The following is a 22,097-nucleotide window of genomic DNA, read 5'->3' as shown; positions in this document are numbered from 1 at the left end:
CCAGATTTCAGTAATTAATAACCAACACGACCATATCTGTAAAAACTCTCCTACCTATTATCGTTCTATTCCAATGGGTCTTTACCGGATGGTTAATCGCTGAAAAAGTGCCGGATCCCCTCGAACTGCATTACATTCCCGAATCTCATACAGCACCCTATTACACCGTCAGTTATCAAAGGCCCGATCAGCCAGAGCCTGGACAACTTTTAATCCCCGTCCAATACACGCTATGGATACCGGAGGGGCTAGATGTGGTGCGTGGTATAATCATCCATCAACATGGCTGTGGAGAAGGAGCCAACTCAAAGAGCGTTACCGCTGCACATGATCTGCACTGGCAAGAACTCGCGAGAAGGAATGACTGCGCGTTGCTCGGTCCCAGTTTTCGGCAACGACAAGAACAGGATTGCCGTCTCTGGTGTGATGCGCGAAACGGTTCCGCAGAAGTGTTAGTTCATTCTCTGGGAAAACTGGCGACCGCATCCGGCCATCCGGAAGTGGCCGACGCACCTTGGTGCGTGTGGGGGCATTCGGGAGGTGGATATTGGGCAAGTACCTTAAAACTGCTTTATCCTGAACGTATTGTCGCCATTTGGTATCAATCAGGCACAGCCTATGGCAGAGAGGGTGGCTTCACTCTTCAGGATCTTCCGGCCGCCGCCTACCACATCCCCATGATTGCCAATCCAGGAATTGAGGAGAAAACTCACGAAAGGTTTCATACAGCCTGGGATGGAAGCCTGGAGATGACCCGCGACTATCGGGCGAAGGGTATCCCTATCGCTTTTACGCCAGATCCAAAATCCGGACACCAAAATGGTGATTCCCGACATCTGTCTATTCCGTTTTTTGAGGCCAGCCTCAAATTGCGATTACCAGACCAACCGGGCGATCCGCTGAAAACGATTGATGAATCCCAAGGTTGGTTGGTCCTCCTCGAGAGCGATACCATGCCCATACCATTTGATGATTACTCAGGAGACAAGAAACAGGCCAACTGGTTACCTAATCAATGGATCGCAGAAGCCTGGCAAGATTTTGTCCAAACCGGAACTGTTCGCGATACAACACCTCCCCCTGCTCCAACCGACCTCAGAGTAAACAAGATCAATGGTAGACTTAACTTGCAGGCTCAGATAGATTTCGAAAGCGACATACAAGCCTTTGAAATCTTACGGGACGGCAAAGTTATCGGACGCATTCCCGAAATCCTGAACAATCCCTACGGGAGTCCCCTGCTTCAAGGAATCAGCTACGGGGACACACCGGAACGACTACCGTCCTTCGAGTTCGTTGATTCTCAAGCCTTGTTCAACAAAGAATACCAATACGAGGTAATCGCCATCAACAGCGTTGGCTTACGCTCAAAGTAAGGCGGTCATTTCCAGAGGCAGGTTTCAAGAGAACTTTTTCTCCCGCATACAAAGCTGCAATGCGATTCCGAAAGGATCTCGAAGCATTACAAGGCGGGTCTTATCTCCGTCGCCTAACTCCTCGACAAAGGTACATCCAGCAGCCATGAGGCGCTCCTTCTTAGCCTCCACATCCGATACTTCGAAAGCGAGATGGTAAAGGAAATGGCTCATTTCCGAATAATCAGGGAACGGAGCTGCAGGATTGGAATAGATCTCAATAAATACGCGACCGGTATCATCTGCCAAGAAGTGGGTAAATGGCTCCTTTTCTAGCGCTACACGGGCTGTTAAGCCGCAGTTTTTAATATACCAGTGGGATACAGCTGCTGCGTCCGCTACGTTAATCGCGTAATGCTCAAATTTCACTCGAGCTAACTTGCACCATTCTAAGCCCCAATTCAATCAGCCATTTGAAATATGGAGTTGAACAGTTGACCTCGTGAATTCTTGATGGAGCCATGAGATACCTCAGTTTATTCTTTACCCTATATTTCGCACTCTCCGCTCAATCAGCTGAGCGAAATATTATTTTCATCATTACGGACGATCAGAGTCCAACCCTCGGGTGCTACGGCGATACGACGGCTTACTCGCCTGCGGTTGATAGTTTGGCGGCCGATGGCACGATGTTTAGACGAGCATACGCCACGACTGCCAGTTGCTCGGCCAGCCGCTCGGTTGTTATGTCCGGCCTACATAATCACCACAACGGCCAATACGGTCACACCCACAACTACCACAAATTTGAGTCTTACCGCAACGTAGTGAGTCTCTCACTGCCACGAGTGCTTTCCAATGAAGGCTACCGCACCGCGCAAATTGGCAAATACCACGTAGCGCCTGAAGAGGTCTTCCACTACCAACATTACTTAAAGGGTGAAGGTCGCAACGCGGTCCAAATGGCCAATGCTTCTGAGGATTTCATTACCGCCGATGACTCAAAGCCTTTCTTCCTCTATTTCGCAACGACCGACCCTCACCGGGGCGGCGGAGATGATGAAAGCTGGGACGGTAAGTTTAAACCTAACCTGTTTGGCAATAAACCCAACCGCGGATCCTTCCCAGGAGTAGATGAGAAATTCTACGGCCCAGACGACGTCATCATTCCACCGTTTCTGCCCGATACACGAGAATCGCGAAGCGAGCTTGCCCAATACTACCAGAGCACCGCACGCATCGACCAGGGAGTCGCACGCCTGATTGAAATCCTTAAGGAAAACGATCTCTACGATAAAACGATGATCGTATTCACCGCCGATCACGGTATGGCTTTCGCCGGAGCAAAGACGACCATCTTTGAAGGTGGCCTTCGAGTCCCCTTCGTCGTTCGCAACCCCTACGAAGAAAACCGTGGCGTCGTTAGTGAGGCGATGATCAGCCACATCGACATCACCCCCTCTCTACTTGATTTCGCCGGTGGGTTAAACAAACAGAAAAATGCCCCAAAGAAATTGGTCAAAGCGGGTGACTACTGGAAAGACAAGGACTACGTATTCATGGAGAATATGGGCAAGAACGACTACAACAGCTATCATGGCAAATCGTGGATCGGAATCCTGGGCAAGCCCCAGGCCAACCACTGGGAAGTCGTCTTCGGCTCGCACACCTTCCACGAAATCCAGATGTATTATCCGATGCGTTCGGTCAACGATGGCCAATACAAGTTGATATGGAATATCGCGGCTGGCCTCCCCTATCCCTTTGCTTCGGACCTCTGGGCCAGCTCAACTTGGCAAGCGCAACTAGCCAAAGGCCCTGATACCGAGTACGGAATGATGACTGTCGACAAATACGTAAATCGTCCGGCCTGGGAACTCTACGACATCAGCAAACTTGAATACGAAGATGAGAATCTGGCAGAGAACCCCAAGTACGCAAAAGTCCTAGAGCGGCTACAAGCTAAACTAAAAGAATATCAAGAAGTCATGGATGATCCGTGGATCATTAAATGGCGTTACGAGTAATCGCAGTCCTGATCGGATAGGTATAACAGTAAAGGTATTACCTAAGGCCCTAAGCTTTAACACAGATTAATTCTCTCGGGCAAACGAGTTCCACCTATCCTCGGGCCGATTTGTTGCGTGTTCCTTCACTCTCAGCTCAGTCACGCACCATGTGCGCTCCATCGCCTATCGCTCGTCAAGCCCAACACTTCTACTCCGTCAAAACTGCGATTCCATCGTGATCGGCGAGCACCTACATCAAAACGTTTAATCAAAAGCTTATCCATTGACCGTTTTCGATCAATCTCCATAAATTGATCGGCTATGAAATCCAGTATCTTCATTTCAATCGGACTGCTTTCCGTTTCACTTCAAGCTGCCCATCATCAGGTGACCATTCAAAATGAAGAGCTCTCTGTAACTCTCGCTACCAAAGGTGCTGAACTCCAAAGCATCAAACACCTGCCCTCGGACATTGAGTATCTATGGCAGGGCGATCCAGAATATTGGGCTAACCGGTCCCCCAATATGTTTCCGGTGAATGTTCGTTTTAAAGACAACCGATTCACGTATCAGGGCAAAGAATACGAAATGCCTCGGATGGGACTCGCGGTCATTGCCGAATTTGAGACTTTGGCTAAGGAAGGCGATAAAAAGAAAGACGCGAAAGTCGTCCAAGTTCTAAGGTCGTCAGAAGACACGCTTAAATACTACCCCTTCCCCTTCGAATTGAGAGTCGTCTCCCGGTTAAAAGGGCTCAAGCTTCTTCAAAAATACAAAGTGATAAATAAAGGTACCGATACGATGTATTTTGCTTTAGGCGGTCACCCTGGATTTAATGCGCCACTCACAAAAAAGCGCAAACGGTCTAATTACCAATACGTCTTCGCAGAAAAGATGCACGTAAAGCGAAACGAGATCATCGACAGCCTCATCCAAGAAAACAAACTCGACTTCCTCAAAAACGAAGACCGACTGGCTTTGGGTGACGAACGCATTCCAAATGGTGGCATGTTTCTCTACGACAACACATCACGACAAATCGGCATCGCTTTGAAAGGCCGCAAACCCTATATCACGGTAGATCTTGGCGATTTCCCCAACAGCAACCTTTGGTCACCCCCTGGAATGCCTTACGCGGCTATAGAACCGATGGTCGCTCACCACGACTTGCAAGAAACTTCGTTGGCCATAGAAGATAAAGACTTCCTCATTGCGTTACCAGCAGGCCAGTCACGGACCTATCAATATTCGATTACGATAAACCCCAAGGAAGGTACTCGAGCGTTGAAGGAGTAAATGATCCTTCGTTTCAGGTAGGGCAATTGCGTCCCCGCAATGCCGCCTCGAAGTTCATCGGAAGAATACAGGCAAGACGCTAGAGCCTTATACATATCTATTCTGAGCCATTATAAGGGCTATAGAACGTTAGGCTTCTCTGGATTCCGTTATAGGTAGGGCCTCCTCGCCGAGGGCGCTGTGTTTAGTTAGGTCCATGATCAGAAGGCTCACTCGGCGATCGAGCCCTACCATCCAAGAGTATGCGCGCCTTATTGGTTATACTAAACTGTGTTAGTTTTCTTTGCGCGAATGCTTGTGTATAAGGTTCTAGCAAGATGCCTATGCTACTTCAAAGACTCCCTCAAAACCTTCTTCACTTGCCTAAGCGCTTTCTCAGAAAAGCGAAAGTCCGGCCAGGTAACAGCAATCATCGGAGTCAAAGGAGACGGTTCTCCCAACCAGGTTCCCCAAGCAATGATTCCATTTTCTGAATCTCCTCGATTCCAGGCATGACCCTCTTTCGTGGCAGCATTTATTTCCTTCTTTAAGCGAGGTGAAACCTCATCGGGAATGAGATCAGGCCGGACGGTTAATGCCAGTTTGCCCATAGCCATGGTGTGTAATTGAAAATTTCGACCTACCGGTGGAATAACACGCACACGGATTTCGGGCTCTACACAATGTATGTGCTCAATACGACGCCCCACCAATCGACCAAGCACCGTCATCTCTCCGACCTCGTTTGTGATTTTTTTCATCAAAGGATCGAAGTGCCGTTTCAATTGTGCTCCAGCATCCTCCGCCTTCCAGTCATAGAATTTGGTTGTGACCGCATAGCGACGATCCGGCAGCCGTTCCACCAATCCGTAGTGGATTAAACTGTCCAATATTCGGATAAGGCTACTCCGAGGCAGTGACATTCCATCAATCACTTCAGCAATCAACACGCCCGAGGGGCTCTTCGAGCTGACAAGAGTAAGGACATCCAGAGCTTTGAATAAAGAGGTAGCTAGGTGCTTGGTTTCCATTGACAATACTATGCGAGCTTTCAAGCTGTCGACTATTCAATCTTTTTTGTCAACTATACTGACAAATAATCCAAATAAAATCATGTTTCCCGCAGAACTTCATACCAAAATCAAAGAATCCAAAGTTGTGGCTGTGCTCGTGATCGACAATGCCGATCACGCCGTGCCCGTAGCCCAAGCCATACTCCGAGGTGGAATAGGAGCTATGGAGCTCACCTTGCGCACAGAGGCAGCCTTACCTGCCCTGAGAGCGATTAAAGCTGAAGTGCCTGAGATGCTTGCAGGAATAGGCACCATTCTGACTACCGAGCAAGTAGACCAGGTGGTAGAAGCAGGCGCAGCATTTGGAGTAGCTCCGGGTATGAATGCTAAGATCGTTAAATACGCACAAGATCGCGGCCTTCCGTTTGGACCCGGAATCATGACCCCCAGCGATATTGAGGCAGCGATTGAGTTGGGTTGCAGAACGATTAAATTCTTCCCCGCCGAAACATCCGGAGGATTGAAACACCTTCAAAGCATGGTTGCTCCCTATCAACACCTCGGCCTGGATTTCATTCCACTTGGTGGATTGAATGCTACCAATATGGTGGACTACTTGAAGTCTCCGCTCATCTCAGCCATTGGCGGATCCTGGATTGCCAAAAAGGACTTTATTAACGCTGAAGACTGGGACACGATTGAAGCCAACGCTCGAGAAGCCCGCACCATTGCTGATTCCATTTAACCTTTATTTTTTAGACCTATGAAAACGATCGTAACTTTTGGTGAAATTATGGGCCGCTTGTGCCCTTTCGGTTTCAAACGCTTCCGCCAGACTCTACCTGGGGATATTAATCTTACTTTTGCAGGAGCAGAAGCCAATGTCGCTGCCTCGATAAGTATGCTGGGTGGCAAAGCTCGTTTTGTCACAGCTCTTCCAAAACACGATGTTACGGAAGCTTGCCTGGCAAACCTTCGTGGACTGGGTGTGGATTCAGATAGCATCGTGCTCACGGACGAAGGCCGCCTGGGACTTTATTGGGTAGAAGCTGGCGCCAACCAGCGCCCTAGCCGAGTCATTTACGATCGCGATTACTCATCCGTTAGCATGACTCCAGCCGATGCCTATGATTGGGATGCGATCACAGACGGAGCCGGCTGGCTTCACACCACAGGCATTACTCCTGCCCTCTCAGAGCAATCCGCAGAGGCAACCCTGGAAGCAGTAAAACGCGCCAAAGCAGCAGGCCTTACCGTTTCCTGTGACCTGAATTTCCGCAAGAAACTCTGGCGCTGGGAACCAGGAACTTCAGCCAACGATCTGGCCCAAAAAACAATTCGCCGCATACTTCCTCACGTAGATGTGGTAATCGCCAATGAAGAGGATGCCTCAGATGTGCTTAGTATCCACGCTGAGAATACAGACGTACATTCCGGAAAGATCGATGCGACCAAATACAAGCAAGTTGCTGAAATAATCGTAAGCCAATTTCCTAACGTAAAAAAGGTAGCGATCACCTTGCGCGAAAGTATTTCTGCCTCGCATAACAATTGGGGAGCCATGCTTTACGATGCCGAAAGCAAGCAAAGCGTTTTCTCGCCCGATAATGGCGCTGACTATGAGCCCTTTGAAATTCGCAATATTGTAGACCGTGTGGGTGGCGGCGACTCCTTTGGCGCTGGACTCATATTCGCACTCAATACACCGGAGCTTTCTGAGCCAGGAGCAGCCATTGATTTCGCAGTAGCCTCCTCCTGCTTGGCCCACTCGATTTATGGAGACTACAACTTCTCCACCCAAGAGGAAGTCGAAGCGCTGATCAAGTCTGGCGGATCAGGCCGCGTAGTCCGGTAGATTCTGCCTGGGGCGGATGGGGCCAATTATTGGACTCATTTGGTGATTGCACCAAAGCAAAATACTTGAAGCTCACAGATATCCGGATTGCCCCCATCCTCGGGCCAACATGCCGGTTGTTCCTCACTCCCGGCTCAGTCACGCACCCATGTGCGCTCCTTCACCTATCGATCGTGAGACCGATGAAGGTTATACTCCCCGCCCTTTTTTTAGCCGCAAAAGAACGCAAAGATCGCAAAAAATGATCTAGGGTTGGCTGAGTACGAATTTCTTGATCTGGAATTCGAAGGAACCAAAGTTGATCAGTAATCCATGTTCGACGCGGCTAGATTTGAGGTAGCCAATTAACTGAGCTTCATGCTCACTAGCTAGGGCTCGGACGGCTTTGATCTCGACGATTAGTTTCTTCTCTACAAATAGGTCCGTAAAATATTCACCGAGCACAGTGCCATCTTCATCAAAAACTTCGAGGGGATGTTGCTGAATAACATTAAGATCCATCCTCGAGAGCCGATTTTTGAGTGCATTTTCATAAACTTTTTCGAGGTGCCCATGTCCATGGTATTCATGAATGGCATATGAAGTTTCCCTTATTGTATCACACAGTATTTTTATTTCATCAGTCATAAATGCATTCTAGGAATTTAGCATCATTAAGAAATAGAAATTTTGTGCTCTTTGCGTTCTTTTGCGGCTAATTAAGAATTACGGTTGCTAATGCGGAATGCATGAAATCAAATCTATAAAAAACAAAATAACTACCCCATGAAAGTATCTAGACGCGTATTTCTTCAAAAAAGTACCCTCGCTTCAGCCTTTTTGGCTGGTGGCGCTACACTCCCACTTTCCTTGTCTGGCGGGGAAGCCTTTATTCGCCCCGGACAGCCGCGCTTTAAGCTGTCGCTAGCTGCCTATTCGTTTCGCAAGCAGTTTAGCTGGTTCAAGGGCAATCCACAATCACCTGCCGATGCCTCAAAGCCCATGGACATGTTTAAGTTCATCGACTTCTGCGCAGATCACAATTGCGACGGAGCAGAGCTCACCTCCTACTTCTTTCCCGTGGATGCCGACCTAGCCTATTACAACCAGCTCAAGCATCACGCCTATGTTCGTGGAGTAACCATACATGGCACCGCGATTGGCAACGATTTCTCCCTCCCTAAAGGAATTAAACTGGATTACCAGATTGAGGCCGCTAAGGCGGGACTCGATCAAGCCGCCGCATTGGGGGCTGGCCACGTCCGCTTTTTTGCTGGAACCGGAAAGGGCTTCAGCCAGGGACGCGACCGTATCAACAACGCCGTCGAATCATTAAAGGTCTGTTGCGATTATGCAGGAGAGCGAGGCGTTTTTGTAGGTGTCGAAAATCATGGAGATATTACGCCGGACCTGCTGCTTGAAATCATTGAGAAAGTCGACAGTCCATGGATTGGCATCAACTTGGACACCGGAAACTTCTTTTCCGATACTCCCTACATTGATCTCGAGCGTTGTGCGCTCCACACCGTAAATGTGCAGGTGAAAGTGAATATGCAAACACCCGCTCCGGAGCGAAAACGCTACCCGGCCGATTTTGATCGCATTGCGGACATCCTCAAACGAGCCAATTACCAAGGATACGTGGTTCTTGAGTTTGAAGAAGATGATGCCTTTAAGGAAATCCCTCCGTATTTGAAGAAATTGGATTCTGCCTTAGACTCTTAACCCCATTCTTATTATGCGCCTTCGACTCTGTCTCGTTCTGTGTACGGTGGTCTTTGTCCCCCTTCTTTCTTCAGCAGACCATCATAAAAAACTTAACGCAGACGACATTAAGGACATGGCCGCCGAGCTCTCAAACTGGGGTCGCTGGGGAGCGGACGATCAGAAGGGAGCTCTTAACTTAATAACCCCCGCCAAACGCGTTGAAGCAGCTGGACTCGTTAAAAAAGGTATTTCGGTTTCACTCGCCAGGGACGTCATCAAAACCATAGAGCCAGATAACCCCCGTCCCTTCATGCATACCATGGTAGGATATGGTAAGCAGTGGAATTCAGATAATTACTCAGTCTCATACCACGGATTCGCACACTCTCATTTAGATGCCCTCTGCCACTACATGCACAATGGGAAATTGTACAATGGATTTTCCGCTGATGAGGTAACCGAAAAGGGAGCTGCTAAGCTGGATGTCCGCAATGCCAAGGAAGGCATATTCACCCGCGGTGTGCTCATCGATGCCGCCAAACTAAAAGGCGTGAAGTACCTGGAACCCGGAACTCCCTTGTATCCAGAAGACCTGGACGCCTGGGAGAAAATGTCGGGAGTCAAAATTCGCTCCGGCGACGCAGTACTGCTCTACACAGGTCGCTGGGCTCGCCGCGATGAACTAGGACCCTGGTCATCTGGAGCAGCCGGACTTCATGCTTCCTGCGCACCCTGGTTAAAAGAGCGAGATATCGCCGTGATGGGTAGCGATGGAGGAAGCGATGTAAGCCCTTCGCAAGTGGAAGGTGTCGGCTCACCTATTCACATGATGATGCTCTACGTGATGGGCGTGCCTATCCTGGACAATCTCGAGCTTGAGCGACTCGCAAAGCAATGCGAAGAGCTAGGCAGTTACGAATTTCTGCTGACAACGGCTCCAATTCCTGTGGAAGGTGGAACGGGTTCACCTTTGAATCCGATTGCAACTTTTTAATCAAAAGAGATTTACATAAGCCCCAATCGAAGAAAAACCGCATCCAACCCCGGGTTTCTGCTCAGAAAAATTAATATAAAGCCAAGCACATAAAGTGCCGTCCATAAGAAATTAGAGGTACACTTGACTTGACTCATTCCCATAGCTGTTAAGGCCCAGCCAAAACCTACGACCGGAGCTAAAAGGTAGGTGCTAAAAATAAATCCTAAAAAGCAGCCATGGCGGCATCCCAGCTTCACTCTCTTATCGGGAAGCAAAAATACTAGAGCAACCGCGAATTCAATTAAGATGGTCCACCAACTCAACCATAGGGATACTGCCCTAATCCCTTCAACTGCTGTCAACTGGACGTCTCCCATCACATCACCTGCTTGGGTATAGTGACTCAACCATTGCCGATTCTGCATTACGGTTTCGATATCAATACCAAACATACCAGCTAAGGGAGCTAACCGAAAGTCTGTAAGAATTGAGAACTCCAGAAATCTCCCATCGATAAACTCAGGTGTACGCAGCTTCCAAATGACGGCATACAGAAAAACCAACCCAGCTAACCATCGGGCCGACTTTGCAAGCAGCTCTTCTTTATTCTCAAATCGTAAACAGATAGCTATCGCCAAACACCAATAAGCTTGGAGGTAAATATGATTGGGCACGGCGTACCATGGCTGCCAGGAAACCACGATAAAAAAGAATGGTTAACAATGACCAATATATCCAGCTATACAACAGCAGTCGTGCAATTATCCCAATAGCACTAAATAATACCACTGATTGAACATGCGGTCTCTCAATGACCAATATAACCAAAGTAAGATAGAGAGCACAATCGAAAGGCTTTAGCTTTCGAGCGGTATTAAGAAAACGATCCAAGAGCTTCATGACCATTTTATGAATGGGTAGGTCCACGCTTGTTCTTGCATCATTTGAAGGGCTCCTGATCGCATCCTACTCTCTCGAAGCTCCATTCAATAACCTAGTACTAAATCGCCCATCACCGTTATAAACAAGCCGTCGCAATTCAAGGCGAAGACCCGTAACCCCTGGAATATTATTCGATTCACATTCCGAATCTCCATACTCTATCAGCATTTTCGGATAACGAGGATATGGAAGTTGCTCTGTTTTGGCATCCGAAGTTAAAACCTTGAGCACATCAGCTTGCTTGAAGGAGGTTCTATCTATTGCTTCTAAACAGTGAAGCTCTGTTTCACATAGGCACCATAGCTTGTTAGCAATTCGCTCAAGCTCTCGCTCCAGTAAGCGGGTGTTAGGCAGAGTCACGAGTCGCTTTCGATCAGCTTCGAGATCAACCAACAAAGCAGGCAACTCTCCTTCATCTGTCTGCACAAACAGCCGGTGCGATCTAAGAGCCTCACGATCAACAGAAGCAAACATCCCGAATCCTCCACCCTCCCATCGATCGAAATTTTTATAATGAACTAAAAGAAGCTGCAGTGTTGCCACCAACACAAGAAGAGCTGGAGGCAATATCCAAAGTTTGCGCCAAGTAGCCTTCATCACCCTATCTCATTCAATGACTCATACTTCGATTATTATATCAGAATCGGTTTCACAACCTTACCATGGACATCCGTAAGCCGATAGTGACGCCCCTGAAACTTGTAGGTGAGCTTTTTATGATTCACGCCCATTTGATTCAAAATGGTGGCATGTAAATCGTGAACGCTAACTGGATTCTCCGTAATATTATAACTGAACTCGTCAGTTTCACCGTAAGTCATTCCCGGCTTAATACCACCTCCGGCCATAAACATGGAGAAACAGCGCGGATGGTGATCCCGGCCATACTTAACCGGTGTTAATTCTCCTTGGCAATAAACTGTGCGTCCAAATTCTCCGCCCCAAACAATCAAAGTGTCATCCAGCATTCCACGTTGCTTCAGATCCTGAATGAGGCCTGCCGTAGGCTGATCAGTATCGTCAGATTGTCTAGACTCTACTCTGGGAAGATTGTTGTGCGCATCCCAACCACGGTGAAAGAGCTGCACAAACCGAACGCCGCGTTCCACGAGACGCCGAGCAAGCAAACAGTTATTCGCGTAGCTACCAGGCTTCTTCGCATCCTCTCCATACAAATCGAAAGTGCTATCGGGCTCGCTTTTAACATCGGTCAACTCAGGGACCGATGTCTGCATGCGAAAAGCCATTTCATATTGAGAGATACGCGTTTCAATTTCCGGATCGCCATAGTCATCGAACTTCATTCGGTTCATGGCGGCAATGTGATCGAGTGTCTTGCGACGAACCTCGCTACTCATCCCGTCAGGGTTATTCAAATACAGGACGGGATCTTTCCCTCCGGCAAATTTCACACCTTGGTGCTTCGAAGGCAAAAATCCTGCACCCCAAAGACGATCGTATAAGGGCTGCCCACCACCCCCGGATCCGCTTGAAGTCATCGCAACGAATGCAGGAAGGTTTTCATTTTCACTTCCTAGCCCGTAAGACATCCAGGCTCCAATGCTAGGCCGGCCGGCGATTTGAAAACCGGTTTGAAAAAAGGTAATAGCCGGATCGTGGTTAATCGCCTCGGTGTGCATGGATTTGATCACACACAAATCATCAGCGACCTTTGCCAAGTGAGGCAGGAGCTCGGTGTTCATCCATATCCCGCTTTCACCCACTTGCTTGAAATCATAGACTGAGCGAGCAACAGGAAACGAAGATTGTCCGGCAGTCATGCCCGTCAATCGCTGACCATTAAATACCGAAGCTGGCACCTCCTGGCCATGAAGCTTATTCAACTGCGGTTTGTAATCGAATAGCTCCAGCTGAGATGGGCCACCTGACTGAAAGAGATAAATGACTCGTTTCGCTTTGGGAGCAAAGTGAGGCAGCCCGGGCAATCCATTACCATCCGAAGAAGCCCCCAATAAATTTTCATTCAACAAAGATGCTAATGCCACACCCCCTAATCCCTTAGCCGCCTTACCGAAAAAATACCGGCGAGTCATCGTCAACGGGTTTTGCGAAAGCTGAGTGTAGTTGTGACACTCGCTATTACCTGAATGAGAATTATGATTTGAATCGGTGTTCATGATCTTACTCCTTGGTTACAACCTCATCTAAATTAAGCAGCATATTGGCAAACGTAGTCGCTGCAGCAAGCTGAATTGGATTCAGGTCAGCGGTAGGCTTGGATTCGCCGACCGAAATTAATTTCTTAGCGGACTCCATGTCCTCAGCATATAACGCGCGGTAATCGCGGTAAGCAGTCTCCAACAATGATTGCTCCGCTGACTTCGGACGCCTTCCGGCTACGGTTCTGAAGGCAAATAAAACCTGATCGCGAACCGAGCTTCCTCCTTCGGTTAAAATGCGCTCACCTAAATTACGGGCAGCCTCAACAAAGGCCTTTTCATTTAGCAGCGTCAGAGCCTGCAAGGGTGTATTGGTACGTTTCGGAGAAACGATGCAGGACTCCCGATCTGCTGCATCCATGACAGCCATGGAAGGTGGAGGAAGGGTGCGTTTCCAAATGGTATACAGGCTACGACGGTAAAGGTCATCCCCCTTCGACTGCTCATACTTCATGTTGCTCAAGTCTTCCCATAGTTTATCCGGCTGATACGGACTCACCGATGGGCCACCAATGGTTTCCACCAACAAACCGCTCAATGCCAAGGCCTGATCTCGAGTCGTATGCGCAGAGAGGCGCTGACGAGGCCCACGAGCATAAAGAACATTCTCAGGATCCGTCTCCAGTAATTTACCCGTAATGCGCGACGACTGTCGATAGGTCGCACTCATAACAATGAGTTTCTGCATCGCTTTCACATCCCAATCCATACGAAAAAATTCATCGGCCAACCAATCCAACAGCTCTGGGTGGCTGGGCCTTTCTCCTTGTATACCAAAATCCTCAGCGGTCTTAACCAAACCTCGACCAAAATACTTCAACCAGTACCGGTTAGCCGCCACCCTACCCGTCAAAGGATGCGTTCCACTTACGAGCCATTTAGCCAGGCCTAAACGATTTGGGTCAAAGTTAGCGCCTTCAGGCGTTAGAAACTCGGGAAGTACACGCCCTACTTTCTCTCCAAAATCATGATAAACCCCACGCCTTCGGACATGCGTCTCTCTTGGAGCAGCCAGCTCCTCCATAATCATAGTGGTAGGGAGGGAGTCGTGGTATTTCAAGCGCTCGAGTCGTGCGTCAAAGAAGGCACTCGCTAATGCTCGATAGGACTCTGGGGCCACATTTTCCAGAAAGTAAGCGCTTAGCTTTGCCGAAGCCCCAGGAGATCGATGCTTCGGTTTCAAGCTTTGGATTTCACCAATAGAACCAGATGCAGCTAGCAGGACTATTTCATCATCCCAGAGCGTCCGATCATAGACCCTTAACTCATCCACCATACCTTTGTAATTGTTTCCAACTACACCGCCACCCACCCGGAATTTGGCATTTTTGGCAGATACGCCCTTATTGCTATTAGTGTTATGTAACACACGAGTAGGAACAGCTTTTCCATCAAGATAAATCTTCAACCCTTTGGCCCGATAAGATCCATCGTTGGAAACTGTCACATGTATCCATTCTCCTGGAGTTAGGTCTTGAATGGTTTCAACAGCACTTACGCCGGCGATCCACCGCGTCATCACATAAAACTGCAAACGACCGTCCTTCAACTCCAGGGTAACTCCAGGACGGGCTGTACTGACTTCCTGACGCGACATGATAACCGAATCTTCAAGCGAATCAGGTTTCATCCAAAACGAAATGCTCCAGCGCTTTTCAGTCACCAAGATCGGATCACTCTCGACCATAAACTGGCTATCGCCATCCAAGTAAGCTGCCGTCCCCATGACACCGCTACTAAACAGAGGTTGTCCTTGCAGAACACTGACTCCCGCATCGTTGCCATTAAACGAGTAATACCGAACCAAACCCTGCTTCCCAAAATGCTTCTCCGATAAATGACCAGGCTTGGCTGACTCCCATTGCACCTGCGCCTGCTGAATCGCTGACCGCTGGGACTCCAATGCACGCTGTGCGCGAGCAATTCCTTGATCCTTCTTTTTCAGAATTGATTGCTGCTGCTTTGTCGGTGTCGTGATGAATGGCTCCGAGTTTGCAAATTTTACTGCCCTGCCCGACTCGGTGATGCTATTAAAATAGGAAATAAGCTGGTAGTATTCCTTGGTCGAAAAGGGATCGTATTTGTGATCGTGGCAACGGGCGCACGCCATGGTTAATCCCATCCATACCGTAGAAGTGGTATCTACCCGATCGACGGCATTTTCTAATCTGAACTCCTCTGGAACCAATCCCGATTCCGAATTATAGCGATGGTTTCGGTTAAACCCCGTTGCAATGATCTGATCGAGGGTTGGGTTTAGCAACAGGTCTCCAGCCAACTGCTCCACCGTAAATTGATCGAAGGGCATATTGTTGTTGTAGGCATCAATCACCCAGTCACGCCAACGCCACATATCTCTAGGACCATCGTTCTGGTAGCCATCTGTATCGGCATAGCGTGCGGCGTCCAACCACGGCAAAGCCATACTCTCTCCATACCGTGGAGAATCGAGCAGACGATCGACCAAGCGCTCATAGGCATTCTCTCTTTTGTCGGCCAGAAAAGCATCTACTTCGCCAGGAGTCGGAGGTAATCCGGTGAGGTCCAAGGTCACCCGCCTTATTAAAGTTACTTTATCCGCTTGTTCAATGGGTGAAAGTCCTTCTTCCTCCAGTCGAGCAAGTATAAAGCGATCAATCCCGTTACGCGGCCATTTCTTCTGATACACGTCCGGCAACACTGGGCGTGCGACAGGTTCAAATGACCAATGTCTCTCCCATTCCGCCCCTTCTTCAATCCACTGACGCAGTAATTGCTTGTCTGCCTCAGAAAGCGTGAGTTCAGAATCGGGCGGCGGCATTAAATCTTCTTCATCCTCAGCAGAAATATGCCAGATGAGCTCACTCTCTTCAGGTTTCCCTGGAACGACAGGAAAATAACCACCTCCCAGGTCGCCAAAGGCTCCTTCAGGCGTATCGAGCCGTAAATCAGCTTCACGCGTATTCGAGTCCGGTCCGTGGCACTTGAAACAGTTGTCCGAGAGCAATGGCAGAATTTCCCGAGTAAAATCGACTTTTGCCCAGGAAATAGAGACCACGCACAACCAGGATACAGTAATAAAGAAGACTTTTAGGGTAGTTTTCACTTGGGATTGGAAAATAGGTGTAATCACCCTCTAAGGGCTGATCAACAACAGTATCTGCTTCCAACAAATCAAATCAATCCAAATTCATAGTATTGCCTTTAGGGACCTCCCCTACTAACTTCGTTACAACTCCTTCAGGATTACTATCATGAACATCTACCCTATTCTTCTGGTTTCTCTAATTCTAACCACCACTACCTGGGCACAATCAGAGCAACAGCTGGAACGCTATCTCAAACAAAACCCCGCCGCAGATACCAATGATGATGGTAAACTCAGCCGTGAAGAAGCGCGATCTCACCGACAATCGGATCCATCTAGAGGAGACAACCTGGCATCCCGATCCCATATCGAAGGGATTCAAATCCCGGAATCCATTTCGCCCGTCAAAACAGTTAAGCTCGAGTCTTCCGATGGCGTAGACCTGAGTTTTGCCTATCGCGCTCCTCAAGGAAAAGGCCCCTTCCCAACCATCTTATTTTTTCATGGAGGCGGAGGACAATCGAACCTCAATGGCTTAAAAAGCAATCTCCTGAATCAACCAATCCAAACGCGTTTCCTCGAAGCCGGTTACCTCACCATCGCATCTACCCGCAGACCGTATTGGAAAACGAAGGACGGTAGTCCAAGTGGGTTTTACGATGCAGTTGACGATGCCGCCTTGGTGGTAGAGAAAGCCAAGTCACTACCTGGTGTCGACTCGAACCAAGTGGTCCTCTACGGTGGAAGCGGTGGAGCCATTCTCGCGATTGCCACGGCCTCCAAAAAAGATCTCGCCTGGGTCATCGCTGGAGAGCCCGCAACCATCGTGCCTCTCGATCCAAAAACCGGTAAGGAAGCCAGTCCCAGAGACTACAATGAACTCATGAAAAACCCAGCTCTTCTATTTACTCCCGACCGGAGGAACGAAATGCATGCCTGGATGAAAAAGATCAACTGCCCCGTCTTGGTCCTTCAAGGTAAACACATCGGTCTTTATAAAACCAACTTTGAAATCCTGATCCCCGAAATGAAACGACTCGGCAAAGAAATCTCAAGTATCTCCTATCCTGACGTAACTCATGGTTTCTACTGGGGAACCATACGAACCGGAGCCACCTTACAAACGGTGGAAAAAATAATGGCGGATGTGACTCATTACATTGAAGGCCACAGCGGCGAAGGCTGAAAACTACTAAACATCGATAACTAACCGGCGATAATCGTGCAGACTGGCAATCTCATTGATATCCCTGACCTCAAGCACCTGGTAATTTTCCTTGCTGGCCGCATCAGAGGAAACCTTGAATTGCCTCTTTTCGAGGAGGCATTGTCGACCTCCAACACTTTGCCATAATCGCCCACTTTATCGTAGTTATAAAACGAATACACAGATGTATCTACGACTCCTTGTCCGGATCGTTGCCCATGTCCGCAAGAATGATTAAATGAGACTTGGGCGTTTTGTGAGAATCATGCGTTTCATAGAACCAGGAAACGACGCTGATGGGGCTATTAAAACGGGTATAAATGGCGGCTGCTACTGAATGCAGTAGGCAGTATAAACGAATCGAAGGAGCCTTAACGTTTCGTAGGCCAAAGCATGGCACCGGAATCATCAAAGCTAGCAGGTCTGGCGTCGCCAATAACCTCCATGTCCTCACGCCCTTCAATTTCCGCAAGAAACGCAGTGGAGAGCCAAATAGTTTCGAGGGCTTTGGTGCTTGGAATATGCACGATGCGTTTTTCCGAAGACGTGGAACCAATAATCGCCCGTAAGGCTATGGAGATAGCATCCCGATCGGAAGCAGCTACAAGCGGGAGCTTAGACCCCAGAAAGAGACCTGCCGTAATGGCATTGGTGTAAACGCTAGTTAATTCAATCTTGTCCACGGCTCTTTTGCAGATGATATCCGCCATTCCCATACCAAGGGAGTTTCCAGCCGTTTTCTTGGATAGATCCCTAAGAACAATGGTGCCGATAATGGGATCTGTTTCTCGCGAAATACCACTGGCCGAGCGTCCAATGACATTGGGATCCATTCCGGCACCACTGACATCTTTTCCAAGTTCATCAATCACCAAAATATCCATCTCTGGAACGAGGATGCGCCCCATGATAGATTTCGCGTATTTAAGCAATTCGCGCTCTCTTTCAAAAATCGATTCGGGCGAAATGGCTTCGACGCGTGCGACTTGATTATAGGCATTTTCCACCAAACCAACCCCACACAGAATAGGTGCCTTGTTGAGTATCACTGAGGCCGCTTCAGGAATGACTTCGGAAAACCTTTTAAAGCCTAAACGATGGATACCATTGGTACCGACATGCTTTCCGAGACCGATCACCATCATCTTGGCGAGTCCACTTTCATGCTCACCCACGAAACTCGTGTGTGCTTTGATGCGATTACAAACAATAATACCATCCGACTCATAAGCCAATCGATCACAGCATACGGGTGTATCCCCATGGATCTGACCCAGTTCAACTACGTCCATGGAAGATCGGATGGGTGCACCCATTGATTCTTCTGTAATTCCAAGATTTTCCAATACGGCCAATTGCCCCTCAGCAGTAGCTCCACCATGACTTCCCATAGCAGGAACCAGAAATGGAGTCGCTCCCCACTCAATCAATTGATCGACAATGGCTCGAAGTGTTTCCGCCATGCCAGAAATCCCGCGACTTCCAGCTGTGATCGCAATCGACTTACCCTTCAATTTCAATTCGGAAAGTTGAGCCAGTTCCTTCATCACGGTGGCACGAATATCGGCTACCTTATCATCCGGGAAGGATTGTTTCACCTCCACCATATCAGGAATGCTTACTTCCCCTTTGTCGGCTATCGTTGGGGCAAAGTTCTGGACGGTGAAACTGGGATTATTTGTCTTCACAATTCAAGAGCCTATCCTGTCCGGGAGCTGGCGATCAACAACATCTTCACGATATCCGTAACCCTTTTCTCCCAAAGTAGACCAATCCAGGATGCCGTCATTACGCTTATAAATCCCTGGGTGAATGACTGCTTCCGGGGCCGAGGCTTCCGGGTAGAATTGCATGCCATTACTTTCTACACCCATGATAGTGCCAGCGTGCGCAGCGAGCAAGACGTGCGGAACCTGAGCAAGCATGGGATTTGTCAAGTCCTGCACCATCAAACCCATTCCGTGGGCCTTGGCCCAGCATAGACTGAGAATGGCTCCGGTTTGGGTCTTGCAGGTTTTGAGCGCAACGCCGTTCCAACCAAGTTCACGACCCATCTTCACAAAACGCCAATCGTGAGCACTTTCATCCATGTAGAGGGGTTTGCGAGCGCTCAGACTATGGACGTCTATAGGGTTTGCTTCGAGATCGTAAGGAAAGGGTTGTTCGACGTACAAGATTCGTTGATACGTCCGAGGATACTCGTCACGCAATTGGTCCAGGATGTCATTCACATAATCAACATCCGTGACCGTGCAATTAAAGTCAGTGGTTAACCAATCGACGTTTTCTTCTTCACAGATTTGGCCAATGGCTACCAAACGATCATAATCCCAAGGGGCATCATTTCCACGGAGTTTAATCTTAAGACAATTTAGACCATCCGCCTTAATCCAATCGCGTAGCAACACCGGATACCCATCGTCGGGTTCATTACCTGTAAGCTCTTCCTCTAAGATGGGATCCAGACCACCTACCAAATGCCAGACGGGGAGTTTTTTACTCTCAGGCTTAACCAGGTAATCAGCAGGATATTGGCCGGAAAATTTCTCGTCTTCAAAAAACTGTGACAAATCACGGGACATATATTCGGCAGTATATAAATCATAGACCCCTACTCCCTTGGCCTTGGCATAGGCATCGTGCACAGCAATATCAAATAAGGAAAAGCAAACTAACGCTGCCAAATGAGGCATATGCGCCTCCGCCTCGCGATCGGCATTCACCGAATTCAGCATTGCGTGCAGTGGCCCCTCTATAAAGACATACCCGATTTCCATGGGATGCCCGGATAAGCCGGCATCGGGAAGTTCCTTGGCCAGTTGAATGCAAAAACCTTTGAGAACCTCTTCGCGCTCAGAGTAACTGATTTCGGAGGGCCACACCCAGGGAACCGACAAGGGCGTTTCTCCCCAGCCTTCGGAGCTTGAGCCATCTTCGGCTGTTAAGGTGACCCTTGCTCGGGCACAGGTGACGTTCTCAAGGACCTGTGCGCCAAACTTGAGTGGTACACGGAGCGTTACAGGAAGAAAGTAGAGTTGGACGTTGGAAATTTTCATAAAAACTGTTAGAGCTGGCCTGCTGCCAAAAACATTACTTCTTAGATTTTATATAAGCTCTTAAACGAGGGGCATATTCGGGTCTCTTAGCCCACTCATCGAAATAAGGCTCATACGCTTCCATCTCCCACCAGAATATGCGCGGAGGCTGATTGGGATCCACTCGACCTTCCGGGTAGTCCTCACCTCGAATGCTTCCTTGGACCGAGTTGTTGAAAGCGGCGTATTTTTGCATCATATCAGAGGCCACTTCCGGTTCCTCGTAAAAGAGGTTTTTCGATTCTTTGGGATCCTGTATCAGATCAAAGAGCTGAGGAATTCCATCTTCGATATTTTCGACGACCAGTTTGTAGTCGTTGTCTACAATAGCCGCACGACCATCGGAGTGAAATCCCAAGGGCCTCGGTCGCACCTCAGTGTCATCCCCCTGAATAATATGATAAATACTCATGCCGTCATTGGGCTGAAGCATAGGAGTCAAGTCATGCCCCAAGATGTCCAATACGGTGGGAAACATATCTACTACCCCAGCCGGGTGCTTAATCACACGGCCTTTCTTGATAACAGCAGGCCATTCGATGATACCAGGAACGCGTAAACCGCCTTCCCACATGGATCCTTTAAATCCACGAAGTCCTCCTACCGTAGCCGGGCCAAAAGGAGGCAGGCCTCCATTATCCGAGCAGTACCAGATCAGCGTATTGTCAGCGATGCCCATGTCACGAAGCCCCTTCCTTAGAGTGCCAATACTGCGATCGAGCGCGACTAGCTCTCCATAGTGATGTTGCTCCTTATCTGTAAGGTGAGCAAAGGGAGCTCGATCCTCGTCGCTCGCCACCATGGGGTCGTGGGGAGAGCCATACCAGATCACCGTAAAGAATGGGCCCTCCTTCTGTCTCTTCATATAATTCAATGCTTCTCCTACAATGACCTCAGAAGAGTCGCCTTTAAATTCTTCAAACTTACCCATGCGACTCATAACCGGATCGATATCGAAGAAGTTGGTCACGGTTAACCAATGCTCGAATCCGAGTGCACCGGGACTGGTCCTATCATCACCCAGCACAGGTACTCCAGGACCGCGAATACCGTTCAAATGCCATTTGCCGAAATGGCCAGTAGCATAGCCCAATTCCTTGAGCGCGTGGGCGATGGTTGTTTCCTGCAGACGAAAGGGAGCACCGTGATTCCAAACTCCAGTCCGATTGTGCGTGCGACCACTCAATACGGATGCGCGCGTGGGTGAGCAAACGGGTCCACCGGCATAGAAACGATCGAAGCGCAGGCCGGCTGCGGCCATGGCGTCGAGGTTCGGCGTTTTAAGGTATGGATGGTTATAATACCCCACTTGCCCCCACCCCTGGTCATCGGCCATGACGAAGACGATGTTAGGGCGGTCATCCGCTGAAAGAACGGACCACGCTAAAAGGAAAATCAGGAAAGTAGTAAACGTGTTTTTGAGAGCCATAGTATGTT

17 protein-coding genes are annotated in these 22,097 nt (G+C 48.8%); 8 read left to right on the top strand and 9 right to left on the bottom strand.

The features are described from left to right. Positions 1 to 32: 32 nt before the first annotated feature. Positions 33 to 1,376 (top strand): hypothetical protein, encoded by a 1,344-nt coding sequence (locus GA003_07820; protein QXD30374.1) that lies wholly within the window; start codon positions 33 to 35, stop codon positions 1,374 to 1,376. Between the two features lie 24 nt (positions 1,377 to 1,400). On the opposite strand, the gene GA003_07815 is transcribed toward GA003_07820, so the two are convergent. Continuing rightward, positions 1,401 to 1,784 carry a VOC family protein gene (locus GA003_07815; protein ID QXD29856.1) on the bottom strand — a complete coding sequence of 128 codons (384 nt, stop codon included), beginning with the start codon at positions 1,782 to 1,784 and terminating at the stop codon, positions 1,401 to 1,403. A gap of 92 nt (positions 1,785 to 1,876) precedes the next feature. Here GA003_07815 and GA003_07810 point away from each other — a divergent pair, with 92 nt between their 5' ends. Together GA003_07810 and GA003_07805 are read left to right on the top strand one after the other, a co-directional pair. Continuing rightward, positions 1,877 to 3,382, top strand: a complete 1,506-nt coding sequence (locus GA003_07810; GenBank protein ID QXD29855.1) for a sulfatase — start codon at positions 1,877 to 1,879, stop codon at positions 3,380 to 3,382. A 303-nt stretch (positions 3,383 to 3,685) separates the two neighbouring features. Continuing rightward, positions 3,686 to 4,660 carry an aldose 1-epimerase family protein gene (locus GA003_07805; protein ID QXD29854.1) on the top strand — a complete coding sequence of 325 codons (975 nt, stop codon included), beginning with the start codon at positions 3,686 to 3,688 and terminating at the stop codon, positions 4,658 to 4,660. A gap of 326 nt (positions 4,661 to 4,986) precedes the next feature. Here the strand turns inward: GA003_07805 and GA003_07800 are convergent, their stop codons facing one another. Beyond that, positions 4,987 to 5,670 (bottom strand): helix-turn-helix domain-containing protein, encoded by a 684-nt coding sequence (locus GA003_07800; GenBank protein ID QXD29853.1) that lies wholly within the window; start codon positions 5,668 to 5,670, stop codon positions 4,987 to 4,989. 82 nt (positions 5,671 to 5,752) lie between these two features. Here GA003_07800 and eda point away from each other — a divergent pair, with 82 nt between their 5' ends. Beyond that, positions 5,753 to 6,397, top strand: a complete 645-nt coding sequence (gene eda / locus GA003_07795; protein ID QXD29852.1) for a bifunctional 4-hydroxy-2-oxoglutarate aldolase/2-dehydro-3-deoxy-phosphogluconate aldolase — start codon at positions 5,753 to 5,755, stop codon at positions 6,395 to 6,397. 18 nt (positions 6,398 to 6,415) lie between these two features. Continuing rightward, positions 6,416 to 7,507 (top strand): sugar kinase, encoded by a 1,092-nt coding sequence (locus GA003_07790; protein ID QXD29851.1) that lies wholly within the window; start codon positions 6,416 to 6,418, stop codon positions 7,505 to 7,507. Positions 7,508 to 7,753: 246 nt separating this feature from the next. Here GA003_07790 and GA003_07785 read toward each other — a convergent pair whose 3' ends face one another. Beyond that, complete coding sequence (locus GA003_07785) at positions 7,754 to 8,134, bottom strand: GxxExxY protein (GenBank protein QXD29850.1); 381 nt, start codon at positions 8,132 to 8,134, stop codon at positions 7,754 to 7,756. 138 nt (positions 8,135 to 8,272) lie between these two features. Here GA003_07785 and GA003_07780 point away from each other — a divergent pair, with 138 nt between their 5' ends. Together GA003_07780 and GA003_07775 are read left to right on the top strand one after the other, a co-directional pair. Next, the gene (locus GA003_07780; GenBank protein QXD29849.1) at positions 8,273 to 9,211 is read left to right on the top strand and encodes a sugar phosphate isomerase/epimerase; all 939 of its coding nucleotides are present in this window, start codon (positions 8,273 to 8,275) and stop codon (positions 9,209 to 9,211) included. 13 nt (positions 9,212 to 9,224) lie between these two features. After that, positions 9,225 to 10,187: a cyclase family protein gene (locus tag GA003_07775; GenBank protein ID QXD29848.1), complete on the top strand. Its 963-nt coding sequence runs from the start codon at positions 9,225 to 9,227 to the stop codon at positions 10,185 to 10,187. A gap of 11 nt (positions 10,188 to 10,198) precedes the next feature. Here GA003_07775 and GA003_07770 read toward each other — a convergent pair whose 3' ends face one another. The 3 genes from GA003_07770 to GA003_07760 form a co-directional block, all read right to left on the bottom strand. Continuing rightward, positions 10,199 to 10,843 (bottom strand): hypothetical protein, encoded by a 645-nt coding sequence (locus GA003_07770; protein ID QXD29847.1) that lies wholly within the window; start codon positions 10,841 to 10,843, stop codon positions 10,199 to 10,201. Positions 10,844 to 11,743: 900 nt separating this feature from the next. Beyond that, positions 11,744 to 13,249: a DUF1501 domain-containing protein gene (locus tag GA003_07765; GenBank protein ID QXD29846.1), complete on the bottom strand. Its 1,506-nt coding sequence runs from the start codon at positions 13,247 to 13,249 to the stop codon at positions 11,744 to 11,746. 4 nt (positions 13,250 to 13,253) lie between these two features. After that, entirely contained in the window at positions 13,254 to 16,376 is a 3,123-nt protein-coding gene (locus GA003_07760; GenBank protein ID QXD29845.1) for a DUF1553 domain-containing protein, read from the bottom strand. 148 nt (positions 16,377 to 16,524) lie between these two features. Between GA003_07760 and GA003_07755 the strand changes: the two genes are divergently transcribed. Further along, complete coding sequence (locus GA003_07755; protein QXD29844.1) at positions 16,525 to 17,544, top strand: hypothetical protein; 1,020 nt, start codon at positions 16,525 to 16,527, stop codon at positions 17,542 to 17,544. A 392-nt stretch (positions 17,545 to 17,936) separates the two neighbouring features. Here GA003_07755 and GA003_07750 read toward each other — a convergent pair whose 3' ends face one another. The 3 genes from GA003_07750 to GA003_07740 are packed head-to-tail and all read right to left on the bottom strand — an operon-like array spanning position 17,937 to position 22,089. Beyond that, a complete protein-coding gene (locus GA003_07750; protein ID QXD29843.1) occupies positions 17,937 to 19,253 on the bottom strand; it encodes a DUF362 domain-containing protein in 1,317 nt (438 codons plus the stop codon). 3 nt (positions 19,254 to 19,256) lie between these two features. After that, entirely contained in the window at positions 19,257 to 20,621 is a 1,365-nt protein-coding gene (locus tag GA003_07745; GenBank protein QXD29842.1) for a hypothetical protein, read from the bottom strand. Positions 20,622 to 20,655: 34 nt separating this feature from the next. Then, a complete protein-coding gene (locus GA003_07740) occupies positions 20,656 to 22,089 on the bottom strand; it encodes a sulfatase-like hydrolase/transferase (protein QXD29841.1) in 1,434 nt (477 codons plus the stop codon). Positions 22,090 to 22,097: the final 8 nt, after the last annotated feature.

It is taken from the genome of Opitutia bacterium ISCC 52, from assembly GCA_014529675.2.
Classification (GTDB): domain Bacteria; phylum Verrucomicrobiota; class Verrucomicrobiia; order Opitutales; family UBA2995; genus UBA2995.
This window is presented reverse-complemented; position numbering and strand designations above follow the sequence as displayed.